General features: G+C 46.0%; 11 protein-coding genes and 1 riboswitch. Of the genes, 7 read left to right on the top strand and 4 right to left on the bottom strand.

The genetic code is table 11. The features are described from left to right. Nucleotides 1-308: 308 nt before the first annotated feature. Nucleotides 309-3,800 carry an exodeoxyribonuclease V subunit gamma gene (gene recC / locus R7R78_RS12440; protein WP_225473667.1) on the bottom strand — a complete coding sequence of 1,164 codons (3,492 nt, stop codon included), beginning with the start codon at nt 3,798-3,800 and terminating at the stop codon, nt 309-311. A 252-nt stretch (nt 3,801-4,052) separates the two neighbouring features. On the opposite strand from recC, the gene R7R78_RS12435 reads away from it, so the two are divergent. Beyond that, nucleotides 4,053-5,876 carry a DUF3413 domain-containing protein gene (locus R7R78_RS12435; protein ID WP_137282329.1) on the top strand — a complete coding sequence of 608 codons (1,824 nt, stop codon included), beginning with the start codon at nt 4,053-4,055 and terminating at the stop codon, nt 5,874-5,876. A gap of 75 nt (nt 5,877-5,951) precedes the next feature. Here the strand turns inward: R7R78_RS12435 and R7R78_RS12430 are convergent, their stop codons facing one another. Then, complete coding sequence (locus R7R78_RS12430; RefSeq protein ID WP_017636010.1) at nt 5,952-6,926, bottom strand: TDT family transporter; 975 nt, start codon at nt 6,924-6,926, stop codon at nt 5,952-5,954. A 109-nt stretch (nt 6,927-7,035) separates the two neighbouring features. On the opposite strand from R7R78_RS12430, the gene R7R78_RS12425 reads away from it, so the two are divergent. From R7R78_RS12425 to dapD, 5 genes are all read left to right on the top strand, one after another. Next, a complete protein-coding gene (locus R7R78_RS12425; protein WP_005386506.1) occupies nt 7,036-7,962 on the top strand; it encodes a LysR substrate-binding domain-containing protein in 927 nt (308 codons plus the stop codon). Between the two features lie 128 nt (nt 7,963-8,090). Continuing rightward, nucleotides 8,091-8,390, top strand: a complete 300-nt coding sequence (locus R7R78_RS12420; protein WP_005386503.1) for a YebG family protein — start codon at nt 8,091-8,093, stop codon at nt 8,388-8,390. 156 nt (nt 8,391-8,546) lie between these two features. Then, nucleotides 8,547-8,622: riboswitch (Fluoride riboswitch) on the top strand. Nucleotides 8,623-8,881: 259 nt separating this feature from the next. Continuing rightward, the gene (locus tag R7R78_RS12415) at nt 8,882-9,574 is read left to right on the top strand and encodes an iron-sulfur cluster assembly scaffold protein (RefSeq protein ID WP_005386501.1); all 693 of its coding nucleotides are present in this window, start codon (nt 8,882-8,884) and stop codon (nt 9,572-9,574) included. Between the two features lie 23 nt (nt 9,575-9,597). Then, a complete protein-coding gene (locus tag R7R78_RS12410; protein WP_038866039.1) occupies nt 9,598-10,581 on the top strand; it encodes a GGGtGRT protein in 984 nt (327 codons plus the stop codon). Between the two features lie 324 nt (nt 10,582-10,905). After that, complete coding sequence (dapD, locus tag R7R78_RS12405; protein WP_149192400.1) at nt 10,906-11,937, top strand: 2,3,4,5-tetrahydropyridine-2,6-dicarboxylate N-succinyltransferase; 1,032 nt, start codon at nt 10,906-10,908, stop codon at nt 11,935-11,937. A gap of 70 nt (nt 11,938-12,007) precedes the next feature. Here the strand turns inward: dapD and glpQ are convergent, their stop codons facing one another. Further along, on the bottom strand, nt 12,008-13,063 hold the full coding sequence (glpQ, locus tag R7R78_RS12400) for a glycerophosphodiester phosphodiesterase (protein ID WP_005380201.1): 1,056 nt from the start codon (nt 13,061-13,063) through the stop codon (nt 12,008-12,010). A 56-nt stretch (nt 13,064-13,119) separates the two neighbouring features. Next, complete coding sequence (gene glpT, locus R7R78_RS12395; protein WP_005380199.1) at nt 13,120-14,484, bottom strand: glycerol-3-phosphate transporter; 1,365 nt, start codon at nt 14,482-14,484, stop codon at nt 13,120-13,122. Nucleotides 14,485-15,380: 896 nt separating this feature from the next. Here glpT and R7R78_RS12390 point away from each other — a divergent pair. After that, nucleotides 15,381-16,235, top strand: a complete 855-nt coding sequence (locus R7R78_RS12390) for an MIP/aquaporin family protein (RefSeq protein WP_005380195.1) — start codon at nt 15,381-15,383, stop codon at nt 16,233-16,235. Nucleotides 16,236-16,276 lie beyond the last annotated feature (41 nt).

Below are 16,276 nucleotides of genomic sequence, written 5' to 3'. Positions count from 1 at the left end.
CTCTCCGGATTATTTACTAGGACGTATCACCTAATAAATGTGATCTATAGTTAAAAATTCTATTAATATGTTTAACAAGTTGGATAATTTAGAGCTTTGTGAGATCTTTCTCACGGTTATCCATAAGACGTACCGTTAGTATGCGCCCCACGAGATAAGCCAAACCTTTTTGGCGGCACAACTCAAATGAATTAAACAAAAGTATCATGGTCCCTCTGACCTTGTGGCCGTACAGCGAACGCCCTACAAAAAATAATGATTTTCTGGCGGCCACCCTACTCTTCCTTCTCTTTATCCAACTTTCTTTATCACGCTTTTACATCATCAGCGTCTTGAACCGCTAAGCGCGCACCTTGCAGTACTAATGCTGTCAGCACACGAACTTCTGAGGCCAACTCATCATTCCAAGCAGGCCAAATTCGAGAGATGTACGCATTATTGCCTTCGCCCGGGCTCATGAAACCATCATTGAATGCGTCAGCCATTTTCTTCAAAGATTTCTCTTCGTCATCGACCCACTGACCACGGCTAAAGCCCGCTTCAACACAAGCCAACGCCGTTTTCGGGAAATAAGGCAAAGGCTTAGTCATGCCTTCGAAGAATAAGCGAACTAATTCAGTCAGTAGATGTTTGGCATAATGCACATCGGCAATTTCTGGGTAGATCAAATGCAGCGCGCCTTCTTTACGATCGTAACCAATGATGTGGGTTTTCTTAGCATGACCCGACGCCGACATGGCAAGGTGATCGATCCACGCTGCAAGGTAATCCTGCGAGCGAATCTTACCGCTTCGATAGCGAATCAAACCGGATTGGTAGCATTGAGTTAGCCAACCAGTCAGGCGAACGTTTTTCTCTTCGCCTTCATTTCGCTCAAATAAGGAGTCAAACGTCAGGTCGATTTCCAAATCGTCTTGAGGCGCACCAGATAAAAACGCCAGTTTGTCCACCAGCTCTTCCGCCTGAACTCGGTTGGTTTCAAACTCGATATCACCAAACGCCCCCACCGGCAGTTTGCCTTGCGCGCGCTGTTGACTCATAAAGTGTTTAAGCACCTCTGTTTTTTTCTCAGGCTGCATCAATGTCGTTTCAAGCAAGGTTTCTAACAGCTCATCACGCATTTGATAGCTTTCCAAACCACCTAAAACAAAGGGTTCGTCGTCTTCCATCACCGGCAGTGGCGGCTCAAAGATTACTTTTAAGCGACGATTGAAAAAATACTGCACCGGTAAGCGCCAGAAACGTTGCAACTCGACTAAGTCGAGCTCAAGTGGGAACGTCGCTCCTAACAGATAGTCGTCTAATGCACGATTAAAATCACGACGAACATAGCCTTGCGATTGACTACTTTGAGTCAATGCCGCTGGAATCCACTCTTTCGCGTAGCTGGCGTGCGTGCCTTGGAACGCACTTGGGCTAAACGGCACCATGGCGTGGGTATTCACCAACGCATTTAATAAGTTGTCGCCAGACTCATCAACGGGCAACGCTTCATCACCACTTAAACAATAGTTTTGGTGGCAGTATTCCATCAGCTCAGAAACCAGAACCGAAGGCACTCGCTCGGTGTTGTCTTGGATTGAACGGCCAACATAACTGATGTAGAGCGTTTGCTGTGCCGATAGCATTGCTTCGAGGAATAGGTAACGGTCATCATCTCGGCGCGAACGGTCGCCCGGCTTGGTTCTTCCCGTCATCAAGTCAAAGCCTTCTGGCGGCATAGAACGCGGGTACACGCCGTCATTCATCCCCAGCAGACATACGGTTCTAAACGGAATAGATCGCATCGGCATCAGGGTACAAAAGTTCACTTGACCAGCCAGGAAGCGCTGGCTAACTCGTGTTCCAGATAATTTATTTTGAAGGTATTGGCTGATGATCGACGGCGATAACGCATCATCAAATGCCGCATCAGCTAGCTGTTCTTTCAGTTGGCTCAGGGTATCGCGAATGGATTTGAGCGCCATTTCGCCTTCTAACTCAACTGAGAAGAAGTCATCCAGCAGTAAAACTAAAGTCTCTCGCCAACCATCAATAGTCTGAACATGAGAAAGTTTGCTTCGATAAGTGCTAATTTGTTGGATAAAGTGTGCCAACTTGCCCGCCAGCTCTGCGCCCATGCCTTGCACTTCGTTGTACGGAGACAAACTGCCTTGCTCGGTTTCAAACAAACCAGCGGATTCTGGCATCGCGTAGCCAAGCAACATGCGTTGAATACCAAATTGCCATGTGTTTTGACGAGTTTCCGGCAGTTCAAATTCGCGTCCGGTATTGGCATCCAACCCCCAGCGAATTCCCGATTCCTCAACCCATTGTTTGGCTTGTAAGAAATCATCTTCGCTGAGTTCAAAACGCTTTAATATCGCTGGAGTTTCCAGAAGTTCGAGTAGTTCTGATGCCAAACAGCGCGTATTGGGTAAGTTCACCAACTGCATAAATGCAGCCAGAATTGGGCTCTCTTGATCGGCGGTTCGGTCAGAAATCGAATATGGAATAAAACGCTCACCCGGCGCGTTACCAAAGACCGCCTGAATCGCAGGGCTGTAAGCGTTGATGTCCGCGACCATCACGATAATATCGCGCGGTTTTAACGTTGGGTCAGCATCGAACATCGCCAACAGTTGATCATGCAGCACTTCAACTTCGCGCATCGGGCTGTGACAAGCGTGTAGGCTCAGTGATTTATCACCCAAGCTAACCACTTGTTTGTGATGACTGTTTTCAATCTGTTGATCATCTTGATGTTCTTCAAGATTGAGAATATCCGCTTGCAATTGATGGAGCAGACTGTCGCGCTCAACATCAACAAAGGCTTCGATTTCATGAGATTCCAGCTGAGACAACAGATACATATTGTCGCGCCCGAGTTTACCCATGGATGCCAACAGACTGTTTCCGACCACATCGGTGTGCAGCTCATCGATCACATTATCTTCCAGTGATCCTTTCAGTTGCTCAGTTTCACCTTGCACTTCCGAGTGATCGTCCTGCCACACAACGTGCTGACGATGTTTCGCCGCCAAACGAGCCAGATATTTGCGATCTCGAACTTCACCCCAGTAATAACGACACGGGTTGGTGAACATCAGATGCACGTCGATGTGTTCACCAATTGCTTTTAGCGCATCCATATAGCGAGGCGGCAACGAAGAAATGCCAAAAACAAACAAACGCTTGGGTAAATGGTCAAAATTGCCGTTAAAACTCTCTAACGTGTCGATAAAGTGCTCATAAAGGTTGGCACGGTGATATGGAGACTGTCCTAATGACACAGTGTGATCATACAACGCTTGCCATAAGATCGGCTGCCACGGATGCTCATCTTCCAGCTCTGGCACACTCTGCCCAGCTTCCCAACTTGCGATCCATTCCGGACGATACACCAAGTAACCATCGAAAATATCGGCAATTTTCTCAGCCAGCTGATACAGCTTAGAGTGGTCAATGTCATCTTTGAGGTACTGCGCTAACGGCGAAAACACCTCTTGGTTGAGAAGCCCCGGAAGCAAATGCATCAACTTCCACGTCATCGCTTCTTTGTTAAACGCACTGCGTTTTGGCACGTCTGGCAATACCTGCGTAAACATTTCCCAAATGAAAGTCGCAGGGAGCGGAAAATCAATGTTCGCGGCAACACCAAACTCTTTGGCCAATTCCATTTTTAGCCACTGGGACATGCCTGGACTTTGAACCAGAATTTGTTCTTTTTCGAACGGGTTTTCCAGCGGACTGATTCGAATCAGTTCGACAAGGAGTGATTTAAGAACGTCAACTTGGTTGGAGTGATAAACAGTAAACAAATTGGGAATACCGAGCGCCGATTGAAACTGTTAGCTAGCTTAGCACAGCCCCATTTAAACCCGCAGTGATCTCGCGTTCGGAAAAAACAAAAGGTTATATATCACTCAAATAGAGTATGAATCTTCTGAATTTTCACATGTCAATCAAGTCTGACACTTCCATACAAAATGTGACATTCGTCGCAACTATTCCATAATAAAAAACACTGTTTTATACTCCCTCTACCCATAATTTATAAACAAACAAAAAGTATGTTTCGCAAACTGTCTTCCAACAGCGCTTGGCTGATTGCTTTTTTTGCTTGCTTTGCAGTGTACCTGTCGATCGCTTGTTATCCTTTTGTGTTGTCTAACAATCAGAATGAACCGCTAACCTTGTTGCAAGGTTACTATTTGGTTTCGACTCAATATGGCTGGCTGGGCTTGATCGCTCTTCCATTTATGTTGTTGAGTTTATTGCTATCTTTTCTACCGACTCGAGTATTCAAAGGCATCGTGATCGCTATCGCGATCTGTCTATTGATTATGTTTAAAGTCGATATTCTCGTTTTTCAACAATACAAACTTCACATCAACGCTCTATTAATCCGTATGTTTTTCGAAGGTGGTGATGATGTCTTCGATATTTCGTGGATGAGTTGGCTAATCTTCATCAGTGAAATTGCCGTTCTGGTGATCGGGCTCGCTTGTACCGTTTGGGTAAGTAATCAACTGGCACAAAGCCGAGCTAAGTTCGTTTTGATCAGCGTCTGGTTTGCTGTATTGCTTAGCACGCAGATGATTCATGCGTACAAAAACGCACTTTACGACGATGAAGTCAGTCAGTTTTCGAATAACTGGCCACTTTACTACCCGCTGACGGCTCGTAAATTTATTTACAAACACGACCTAGTGGATGAGAACATTGCATCGAAGAACCGCGTAGAGTTAACCAACATTGAACGTAGCTCACTCAACTACCCGCTTGCGCCGATTCAAGTGCAAAGCAAAGAGAAACAGCCCAATGTTTTGTTTATCTTGGTTGACGCGTGGCGCTACAGTGATGCGACGCCGGAAGTCATGCCAAATGTCAGCAAGTTCGCCGAAAAAACGGTGAATTTCACACAACATATGAGCGGCGGCAACTCAACTCAAGCGGGTATTTTCAGCCTGTTTTACAGCTTGCCAGCGACCTACTGGGAAAGCTTTTACGCAAGTCAACGCTCTCCTGTGTTTATGGATACGCTGCAAGCAGAAGGCTACCGCATGGGCATTTTTGGCTCAGCACCGCTCACCAGCCCGCCACTTTCTCGCACGGTATTCAAAAAAGTGTCGGACTTGACCCTGAAACAAACTGGAGAAACAGCTGTCGAGCGCGATCAGCAGATAACAGACAAGTTCATCGAGTTCCAAAAGCAGGACAGCGACAAGCCGTACTTTGGTTTTCTGTTCTACGATGCCGCCCACGGCACGGTGTTTCCTGAACCTGAATTTGCGAAATTCAAACCATACTGGGAACGCGTTGACCACATTTTGCTCAACAACGATTTTGACGCTTCGCTTTACCACAATCGATACAAGAACTCGTTGTACTACATCGACAGCTTGATTGGTGATGTGCTGAAAAATGTCGACTTAGACAACACCATTGTGGTGATTTCATCAGATCATGGTGAAGAGTTTAACGACCATAAGATGAACTATTGGGGCCACACGGGTAACTACAGTGACGTTCAAGTACATGTGCCTCTTTACGTGTACATGCCAAATCGTCAGCCAGAGCAAGTTGATTACCGCACGACCCATTTTGACGTCGTGCCAACCATGATGAATACGCTGTTTGACGTTCAAGGCACAACGAGTTCATACAGCGTTGGTCATAACTTGTTTGATAGCTCTGCCTCTCGCGATTGGTATATTGCAGGCAGCTACTACAACTATGCATTGGTCGGCAAAGAACTGATGCTTGTGGTCAACCCTGGCGGGCACTCTCAGCAACTGAATCGCCAGTTAAAAGTCGAGAAAGAACAGAAAATTCCTGTCGATATCATTCGTCATTCTCTGGATGAGATGTCGCGATTTTACAAAAAAGGCTAGTGTCCAACATCGACGCCGATTGAAATAAAAAAGCCTCTTGGTTGTAAGACCAAGAGGCTTTTTCCTATCTGCTATTTAAGCGTGATGAGCGTGCATCAAGCGTGGCTGAATCAATAAGTTGTTGATGTATTGTAAAGCCACATAAGAGACAACAAATGTTGCCACAATCAACTCAAGACCAGCTAAGCCTCGCACTTGTTGAACATAGTGCGCAGCCAATCCTTGCAACTCCATCCAATTCGCCATTTTAAACAGCGCCGTCGCACCGATCACCATCGGGAAGGTAAACGCTGCATAGCCTGGGCTAAATGGCAGTCTAAGCAATTTAAAGAACGCGAGATATATGATGGCTGTCATCAATACCGCGATACCAAATAGCATAGCGATGATCACTGGTGATGGTGTCGCAGTGACCGTTAAGTACCCTGCCAATGATAGACTTGCTGGCGCCGCCATAATTGCCATGGTTGGTTTTGCTGCATCCGGAATTTCATGGGTAAACATGAAACGGTAAATCATCATCGGCAACATGATCGCGTACGCCACCATACCAAACATCAATGCACCTTGTGCCACTGGTGCTAACATAGGGTTGCCAGAGAAAGACACATCCGCAACGATGATACCCACTGGCGGTACAAACCAACTAGGAACCATGTGGTGCAATTCAAAATCTTTGGCGCGATGGTAAACAAAGCTCACCAAGAACACGATGTGCAAAACCACCGCAATCAGCCAAAGCGCATCGCCAGCTAATGGGTAAAAATGGCCGAGAGAGTTCGATACCACCATAGTGCCCATCGCAAATGTCGGAACCACGCTGCCCACAACCGGATGAGCAAGATCTTGTCTCAACAGATGATTATGTAGCAAAAACTTGGTTGCCAATATAGCCAATAATATGCTCGCGATACCCGCACTAATCCACTGTCCGTAGCCATGTAATTCGGCGAAGTTCTCCCAACTCCAGCCCAAGCTTGCAATACCAAGAGCCAAACCCGCCATTGGAGTTGGTGCTCCCATTACTTTTGCTTTTGTTCTTTGAATCATGATGACCTCAACCAGACTCACTTTTGATGGGGCGTATAATACGCTTGCACTTCGTTCCGATATATCTAATTATTTAAAACAAACGTTCAGAATTACTTAACGGCAGGGTATGGCAAGTCACATTTCTCTTAAACAACTGAAAGTGTTTACGACGATCACGCAGCACAAAACGCTCACAGCGGCTTCTGATAGTCTCTTTTTATCGAAAGCCGCTGTGAGCATGGCACTCTCAGAATTAGAAAAGCAGATCGGCCATCACTTGTTTGATCGTGTTAATAACCGACTAATTTTGAACCAAGAAGGTCAAAAACTGCTGCCACTGGCGGACGAATTACTCAACCGAGCCAAGGACATCGAGAGCATTTTCGATGGTGACCAAGCGCTATCGGGCCAACTTCGCATTGGTGCCAGCGACACCATTGGTAACCAAGTCGCGCCCTATTTGCTTAGCGAATTTCGTCAGCAAACGAACCATCGTTCTCAAAGCCTGTTCATTTCTAACTCCGCACAAATCTGCGACATGCTGACCGATTACGAGTTAGACATAGCCCTCATTGAAGGCAAAACACTTCACCCTGAATTGCAGTCTACCCAGTTTAGCGAAGATGAAATGTGCGTGATTTGCGCGCCCGATTACCCAGCCGCGCACGAAGGGCCAGTAAACTTAACCGAGCTAGAAAACAGTGAATGGATATTGCGAGAGGCAGGATCTGGTTCACGCGAATTTTTTATGCGCGTTGTCGCACCGCGCTTGGAACATTGGCATGAAGCTTTTCAGCTCAATACCACCGAAGCGTTGATCAACTCAGTATCTGCTGGGCTGGGCTTAGGCTGCTTGTCACGCTTGTCTGCAGAACCTGCTATTCGCGACGGCCGCGTAAAACTGCTCGACATGCCTTTAGATATGAAACGTCGCTTCTGGTTACTGGTTCATAAAGAGAAATATCAAAGCCCATTGCTCAAAACGTTTATCGAATTTTGCCAAGATTGGGAGCGACCAACAAACCTTCCTTTGACGGACAAACCCGCAAAGTGAAACCAAGATAGTTTAAATGCTAGTCAGTTAGTTGTACGTGTCTCTCATTCTGAGGCTTGTCGCTAGACTTGATTGGTCAAAAACTGTATAAAAAGCCAGTATCAATACACCAAATTAGGGGACCAACCATGGCTGTAATCGTCAAGTACGTGGTAGAACGCAATGGAGAAGAGAAAATGACTTTTACCTCTAAAGCGGAAGCTGACGCATACGACAAAATGCTGGATATGGCAGACGAGTTATTCTCACTGCTGGGTAAAAGTGAACTTCTAGAAGACGAAGGTAAGCAAGAAGATCTTGCAATGTACCTTGCGCAAAACAAAGAAGAAGTGCTTTACGCTCTGGGTGCAAAACGTAAACCTGCACCAAAAAAAGCAAAGAAGCTTGAAGCTGTTGAAGAAGATAGCGAGCAAGAAGACGCTGCATAAGCCTCTCATTTGTTTAGAAAAAACGTCGCATTATGCGGCGTTTTTTTATTCCTTCCGTTTATCTCCATATATCTCTGAGAATATAAAGAACCGATTTAATATCCCAAATTGCTCTAAATTTCATGTTGCAGATTAGTGTGACTTAGATCTAGTCTAAATGGGTTCGGTGATGGGGTTCCACCGGAATCGAAAGATTCGAACCGCTGTTAAAGCTAATGACTCCTACAGAAACGAAAACAGGTCAGCCCTGTTGGAAGTGCTTTCGCTTATGTTGTGAAAGCGAGAGTTCTGTAGTGAGCAATTCAACTCTTCTCCAACCCCGCTCCTGTTTTCTCAAAAATTAAAAAGATATCCAAAATAGTTGTTAACTCAACAAGGCGACAAACGCATGAACCTCCTGAACATAGTTTTCTATTTGATGGAGCGAATAAGAGCAGTCAACGCCGTTGAGTCTGACAAATAGGCTGGATATCGTACACTGGGAAAACACTATGCAATACTCACACGAAATCCAATCAATGTGCCCGATTCAACGCGGCGATCTTCATGCATCTGCACCGATCCCTGTTGAAGGCGCAATGATCAATCCAAAAGACGTTATCGCGATTTCTGGTCTTAGCCACGGCGTTGGTGCTTGTGCTCCTCAACAAGGTGCAGCAAAACTGACTCTTAACGTCAAAAACGGCATCATCGAAGAAGCTTTGATCGAAACGATCGGCTGTTCAGGCATGACTCAATCAGCCGCGATGGCCGCAGAAATCCTAACTGGCAAAACCATTCTTGAAGCACTGAATACCGACTTGGTATGTGATGCTATTAACGTCGCGATGCGCGAAATCTTCCTTCAATTTGTTTACGGTCGTACTCAATCTGCTTTCTCTGAAGGCGGCTTGGAAATTGGTGCGGCACTGGAAGACCTTGGTCAAACTCAACGTAGCCAAGTGGGTACTAGTTACTCAACTAAAGCAAAAGGCGTGCGTTACATGGAGTTGGCTGAAGGCTACGTAACAAAACTCGCGCTAGACGAAAACAAAGAAGTGATTGGTTACCAATATCTCAACCTCGGCAAGATGATGAAAGCCATCAACGAAGGCGTATCTGCTGCAGAAGCCGCAGACAAAGCAACGGGGACTTACGGTCGTTTTGACGAAGCCGTAACGACCATCAACCCACGCCAACAATAATTGCCACCAAGAGGAAAGAGATTATGAACACTCCAATTACTGAATCTGTACGTCGCACATTAGACGAAATGCAACTTTCTTCTCTGGAAGAGGCTTACCAATACTGTATGGATCGTGGTATCGACCCTAAAGCACTAGTGATGGACACTCAACCTATCGCGTTTGAAAGCGCTGCCGATGCCTACACGCTAGGCACTGCTTTGGCGATTTTCCGCGGAGCAAAAACAGCAGAAGAAGCGGCAAACATCATCGGTGAAGGCCTTCAAGCCTGCACAAAACCAGGCAGCGTAGCAGAACAACGCCGAGTGGGTATCGGTCACGGTGCATTGGCGGCTCGTCTATTGAATGAAGAAAGTGGCTGTTTCGCTTTCCTTGCGGGCCATGAGTCATTCGCAGCGGCAGAAGGCGCAATCAAAATCGCATTGAACGTCAACAAATCACGCAAAAATCCGTTGAAAGTGATCCTGAACGGTTTGGGTAAAGACGCCGCTTACCTCATCTCACGCATCAATGGTTTCACTTACGTACGCACTCAATACAACTACCAAACTGGTGAGTTAGTGGAAGTAGAACGTCGTCGATTCTCGCAAGGTCCACGTGGTGAGATCCTTTGCTACGGTGCAGACGATGTGCGTGAAGGCGTGGCTATCATGCATAAAGAACAAGTGGATGTGAGCATCACAGGTAACTCAACCAACCCGACTCGCTTCCAACACCCTGTAGCAGGTATCTACAAAGCGGAACGTAACCGTGAAGGCATGCCTTACTTCTCTGTGGCATCAGGTGGTGGTACTGGTCGTACTCTACACCCAGATAACGTGGCGGCAGGTCCTGCATCTTACGGCATGACCGACACAATGGGTCGCATGCACGCTGATGCTCAGTTCGCGGGTAGCTCTTCTGTACCAGCGCACGTTGCAATGATGGGCTTCATCGGCATGGGTAACAACCCAATGGTAGGGGCAACGGTTGCACTTGCAGTAGAGGTCGGCGAGCTAAACCTCTAAGTCGATTTATCGCTTTACTACCCAAAGCCAGTAAATCCAACAAACCCAGTGTAGGGGGAGTGACTTCGGCCCTCCCCTTATTTTTTGCTATGCCCCCTTCTCCAACTTCACTTTGTCTTTACCCCAAACCGGTCTGATAAGGCTTTTGCGACACATTTCTCATCAGACAAACATATCTCTAAAAAGACAAAAGGTATCCATCTACAGACTTTATCTATTTCCCCTCTTTAAACTCCCTAGCACTCTCATTATGATGACTGACAACTTAATTATTTCTTGTCAGTGAACAGACGAGACACAAGACTCAACACATGGAGATCAACTATGGCTTTCTTCTCTCTAGCCTTTGGTACGGCAACTAAAAACCGCGACGGCAAAATCATCGAAGCGTTTTTCCCAAACCCAGTTCTTAACCCAAGCGAAGCGCTTGTTAACGCACTAGCCGCAGTAGCAGGTTACGAGCAAGGCAACCAAGCTATCGAGATCTCTGCAGCACAAAGCGCAGAACTGGCAGCAGCATTTGAAGCAAACGGCGATGCTGCAAACGCATCTTTCGCAGCAAAATCAGCAGAATCAGCACAACCACTTGTACTGGTTATCCTTGCAACTGACGAGCAGCCACAAAGCGTTGCTGAAGGCTTCCTAAAACTTCAACTTATCTCTAACCGCCTAGTTCAACCGCACGGCACGGTACTAGACGGTATCTTCGGTCTACTACACAACATCGCATGGACTAACGAAGGTCCAATCGATCTACCTGAACTAGCAGAGCGTCAAATCGAAGCTCGCCTAGCGGGTCGTGCACTAAGCGTAGATTGCGTAGACAAGTTCCCTAAAATGGTGGACTACGTGGTACCAACTGGCGTTCGTATCGCTGACACTTCTCGCGTACGTCTTGGCGCACACGTTGGCGAAGGCACAACGGTAATGCACGAAGGCTTCATCAACTTCAACGCAGGTACAACTGGCGTGAGCATGGTTGAAGGTCGTATCTCTGCTGGCGTAGTGGTTGGTAACGGCTCTGACATCGGCGGCGGCGCATCTATCATGGGCACACTATCTGGCGGCGGTAAAGTTGTAGTTTCTATCGGTGAAAACTCTCTACTAGGCGCGAACGCAGGTCTTGGCTTCCCAATGGGTGACCGTTGTACTATCGAATCAGGTCTGTACGTAACTGCTGGTTCTAAAGTACGCATGCTAGATTCTGCTGGCCAAGAAGTAGAAGTAGTGAAAGCACGCGATCTTGCAGGTGTTTCTGACCTACTGTTCCGTCGTAACTCTGTAACAGGTCAAATCGAGTGTCTTGCTAACAAGAGCGCGGTTGAACTGAACAGCGAACTGCATAAAAACAACTAATAAATAGTTAAGAAAAATCCCCCAGCAGGAAACTGTTGGGGGATTTTTTAGCTTAAAGAAAAATGCGTGATTACTGATTTAAAAAGCTGACCGCTTTATCTGGGAAATCAGTAAACAAACCATCCACTTTTACTTGGTTGTAGTACACATCCATCATGCCTTCAAAGCTGTCAGTGTACGCTGGAATGCGTCCTGGATCGGCGCGGAACGTGTATGGATGCACTTGCAAGCCAGCGTCTTTTGCAGCCTTCATCAACGGCTTGATGATGATATTGTCTTTGGTTGACTTATCATCCACCAGCATCGGCTTCCAAGGTCCAATTCCTTCCGCGTAACTCGCTACTTTCTTCATTCCGTCGGCTTCGAACATCCAGTCATAACTGTATGGTGTTGCCTTGTCGCCTTTGTACACCATAGTTTCGTTCCAGTCCGTGTAAGCCATAAGCTGAACGAGCTTTAAGTCCATGTCCATTGCAGGCATGAGTTCACTGTTGATGCGTTGAAGTTCATTCGCATCAAAACACTGAAGGTAGACTTTGTCGTCTTGAGAGCCGTAACCGTACTGCTTCAAGACTTTAAGTACTGCTTTAGAAATGTCCTTACCTTCATGACGATGGAACCAAGGCGCTTTAATTTCTGGGTAAATACCGATGTCATAACCCAGCGTTTTGTTTAAGCCTTGGATCAGCTCAATCTCTTCAGCAAACGTCGGCACGGTGAAGTCAGATTTCCACATAGGGAATCGGGTTGGATAGCCCGCTACTTTGTTGCCTTTCTCATCGATGTTGAACCCTTCGGTAACTCGCAAGGATTTGATTTCCGCCAGAGTGAAATCAATCGCGTAATAACGACCATCTTTACGTGCACGATCAGGAAAACGCTCCGCAACATCCGTTACGCGATCGAGATAATGGTCATGCAACACGACCAACTGGTCGTCTTTCGTCATTACCACATCTTGCTCTATGTAGTCAGGTTTCATTGCGTAAGCAAGTGCTTTGGCTTCTAGCGTGTGCTCAGGCAAGTAGCCCGATGCGCCACGGTGCGCAATGACAAGCGGCTTCGCAATCGCACCAGCAGAGAGGCTAAGTGCTAAAAAAGTAAGACATACTGACTTTGTTTTCATTGTTATTTCCTTGATAAAGCGAAGAGGCAGTATTCCACTGCCTCTTTAAATAAATATTACGCTAGCGCTTCCTTCTCGCGCTCTTTTTGCTCGTGGTGCGCACGTTCACCTAAGAAGGCGTACATCAAACACACGATAGAAGTAATACAAGAACCCACTAAGATGATAAAGCCACCATCCCAGCCAAAGTGGTCTACGGTGTAGCCCAAAATCGCGTTTGCGGCAACTGCCCCACCCAGGTATCCAAACAAACCAGTAAGACCAGCGGCAGTACCTGCGGCTTTCTTCGGAGCGAGTTCAAGTGCGTACAAACCGATCAGCATAACCGGACCATAGATTAGGAAGCCAATTGCAATAAGCGCCATCATATCTACTGTTGGGTTGCCCGCAGGGTTAAACCAATAAACCATCACTGCAACTGTCACTAGCACCATAAATAAGATACCAGCAGGTGCACGACGACCTTTGAACAATTTGTCAGAGATCCAACCACACAATAGTGTTCCTGGAATGCCAGCCCATTCGTATAAGAAATAAGCCCATGACGATTTATCTACCGAGAAATCCTTCGCTTCTTTTAGGTAAACAGGTGCCCAGTCCAGTACGCCGTAACGAATTAGGTAAACAAATGCGTTTGCAATTGCAATCGACCAAAGAAGTTTGTTGTTGAAGACGTATTTGAAGAAGATTTCCTTCGCTGTCATTTCTTGTTCATGGGACTTGTCATAGTCATCTGGGTAATCGTCTTTGTACTCTTCAATCGGAGGCAGACCACAAGACTGAGGGGTATCGCGAACCGTCATCCAAACAAACACAGCAACCAACGTGGCGAAAAATGCAGGAACATAAAATGCAGTGCGCCAATCATCATTAAATGCCCACAGGCCAAGAATAAATAGTGGACCAATCAAGCCGCCACCCACGTTGTGCGCCACGTTCCAAACCGAAACGATCTCACCACGCTCTTTACGTGACCACCAGTGCACCATGGTTCGGCCACAAGCAGGCCACCCCATCCCTTGGAACCAACCGTTCAAGAAAAGCAAAATGAACATCGCAGTGACGCTACCAGTCGCCCATGGCATAAAGCCAAAGCAAAACATCACTAATGCAGACATCAATAGGCCGCCACTAAGGAAATAGCGAGGGTTGGAGCGGTCTGAAACGCTGCCCATTAGAAACTTAGAGAGACCATATGCAATGGAAACAGCTGCCAAGGCGACACCTAAGTCTCCGCGGCTAAAGCCTTGCTCGATAAGATAAGGCATCGCCAAACTGAAGTTTTTACGAACTAGATAGTAACCGGCGTAGCCAACAAAGATACCGATAAAGAGTTGCCAACGGAGGCGAGAGTAGGTGCTATCGATGCTGCCAGGGGACAGACGATCAATGTGCGCCTTAGGTTTGAATATTCCAAACATAGGAACCTCATTATTTTGTATGCGATGGTAAAAACACAAAAGGAGCGAACGAAACAAAATAAATCTTCGTTCGAAAGTTCATGAATTGTATGGAGTTAGGATTTTATTTCTGTGACAAATGTTGCACATGGATTAAATATAAGTAAATACAGTAAATTATATGAGCATTAATTAGATCATCGTTCAACTTTACTCAAGATTCGTTAATATGAAACTGATGTTCAAACCTCTCACTTGAGCATTCTAATTCGAAACCTTTGAAACAAAGGCTCGAATTAGAACATAAACTAACCGTAAAAAGGGCGATTTACGCCTGCCCTACTCGCTCCGAACCAACTAATAACTAAAAAGCTGAAAAACGATCACGTTTAGCATCAAACGAAATAAAAAAAACAATTTTTATTTGAATACAAGCCGAAGCAATGATTCACAAACACAAGACATTAACAGCGTTTATTCTCTTATCAACTCATCCTATTGGTACCAATGGGATGACGATTTTTTCTAAAAGTCCAAACATGACAGCGTATTTTTTATATCACTGCTATCCCTTGATACATTTGACATTCCGCTACTCCTTTAGGGTTAATTGCTACACAAGTTCTGTGCAATAAGTCTCCAAGCACGTAGCAGCTTCACAAAACTCCTCTTACCAGTTGTGCATTCTTTTTCACATCGGTAATTTGAGCGCTCTCAACACTGGCCTCGTGACAAATAAATTATTTTCGTTGTGTTCTTTTCCGGTTAAAAGATGCGCCATTTAACAAAAACGAAGACTTTGATTAACAAATTTATGCTCAAACGCTCATTTTTAACGCTCGTTTGTTTTCGCAAACGTTTATATATGCACAATAGTATCGTGCTAGACAGGCAAAAATGATCAAAGGACTTTTAACATGACAACGAACAAACACCCCTCTCTGCTTGGAGAATGTTTGGCCGAGTTTATCGGTACAGGACTACTTATTTTCTTCGGCGTAGGCTGTGTTGCAGCCTTAGTTCTAACAGGCGCATCATTTGGACAATGGGAAATCAGTATTGTATGGGGCTTCGGTGTCGCCATCGCTATTTACTGTACGGCTGGCGTCTCTGGTGCACACATCAACCCTGCCGTTACCATCGCACTTGCTATGTTCCATGGTTTTGATAAGGCGAAAGTGGTGCCATACATTATCGCTCAAATGCTTGGGGCATTCTGTTCTGCTGCATTGGTATACAGCTTATACAGCAACCTTTTCACCGACTACGAAATCGCTCATAACTTCGTTCGCAGCAGCCAAGATGCACTAGCAACTGCTGGTATCTTCTCAACCTATCCGCATGCCTCCCTCTCTTTCTTTGGTGCTTTTGCTGTGGAATTCGTTATCACTGCTGTGCTGATGTTTGCGATTCTGGCTCTGGGCGATGAAAATAACGGCGCGGCACGTGGCGCAATGAACCCTCTATTGATCGGTATTTTGATTGCCGTCATCGGTGGTTCACTTGGCCCACTAACAGGCTTTGCTATGAACCCTGCTCGTGACTTTGGACCGAAGCTGTTCGCTTACTTCGCAGGCTGGGATTACGCTCTGACAGGTGCTAAAGACATTCCTTACTTTATCGTGCCTTTACTTGCTCCGATTGCAGGTGCATGTTTTGGAGGTTGGTTGTATCCAAAAGCTATTGCCGCTTACCTTCCACAACAAGGTCACGGTTGCACGATTCCAAACCAATGTGAGACGGAAGAAGAAACAGAAGAAGCTAGAGCTTAAACTGACGTAACTCGAACATTTACTAAAATATAAATAACGAA

Source organism: Vibrio sp. 2134-1 (assembly GCF_033339495.1).
Note: the sequence above shows the minus strand (reverse complement) of the source record. Positions and strands in the feature narration are given on the sequence as shown.

Excerpts from the sequence above, each read along its gene's own strand:
- glpT (WP_005380199.1), bottom strand. The coding sequence starts at position 14,484 with ATGTTTGGAATATTCAAACCTAAGGCGCACATTGATCGTCTGTCCCCT.
- R7R78_RS12435 (WP_137282329.1), top strand. The coding sequence starts at position 4,053 with ATGTTTCGCAAACTGTCTTCCAACAGCGCTTGGCTGATTGCTTTTTTT.
- R7R78_RS12415 (WP_005386501.1), top strand. The coding sequence starts at position 8,882 with ATGCAATACTCACACGAAATCCAATCAATGTGCCCGATTCAACGCGGC.
- glpQ (WP_005380201.1), bottom strand. The coding sequence starts at position 13,063 with ATGAAAACAAAGTCAGTATGTCTTACTTTTTTAGCACTTAGCCTCTCT.
- dapD (WP_149192400.1), top strand. The coding sequence starts at position 10,906 with ATGGCTTTCTTCTCTCTAGCCTTTGGTACGGCAACTAAAAACCGCGAC.
- R7R78_RS12410 (WP_038866039.1), top strand. The coding sequence starts at position 9,598 with ATGAACACTCCAATTACTGAATCTGTACGTCGCACATTAGACGAAATG.
- R7R78_RS12420 (WP_005386503.1), top strand. The coding sequence starts at position 8,091 with ATGGCTGTAATCGTCAAGTACGTGGTAGAACGCAATGGAGAAGAGAAA.
- R7R78_RS12390 (WP_005380195.1), top strand. The coding sequence starts at position 15,381 with ATGACAACGAACAAACACCCCTCTCTGCTTGGAGAATGTTTGGCCGAG.
- R7R78_RS12425 (WP_005386506.1), top strand. The coding sequence starts at position 7,036 with ATGGCAAGTCACATTTCTCTTAAACAACTGAAAGTGTTTACGACGATC.
- R7R78_RS12430 (WP_017636010.1), bottom strand. The coding sequence starts at position 6,926 with ATGATTCAAAGAACAAAAGCAAAAGTAATGGGAGCACCAACTCCAATG.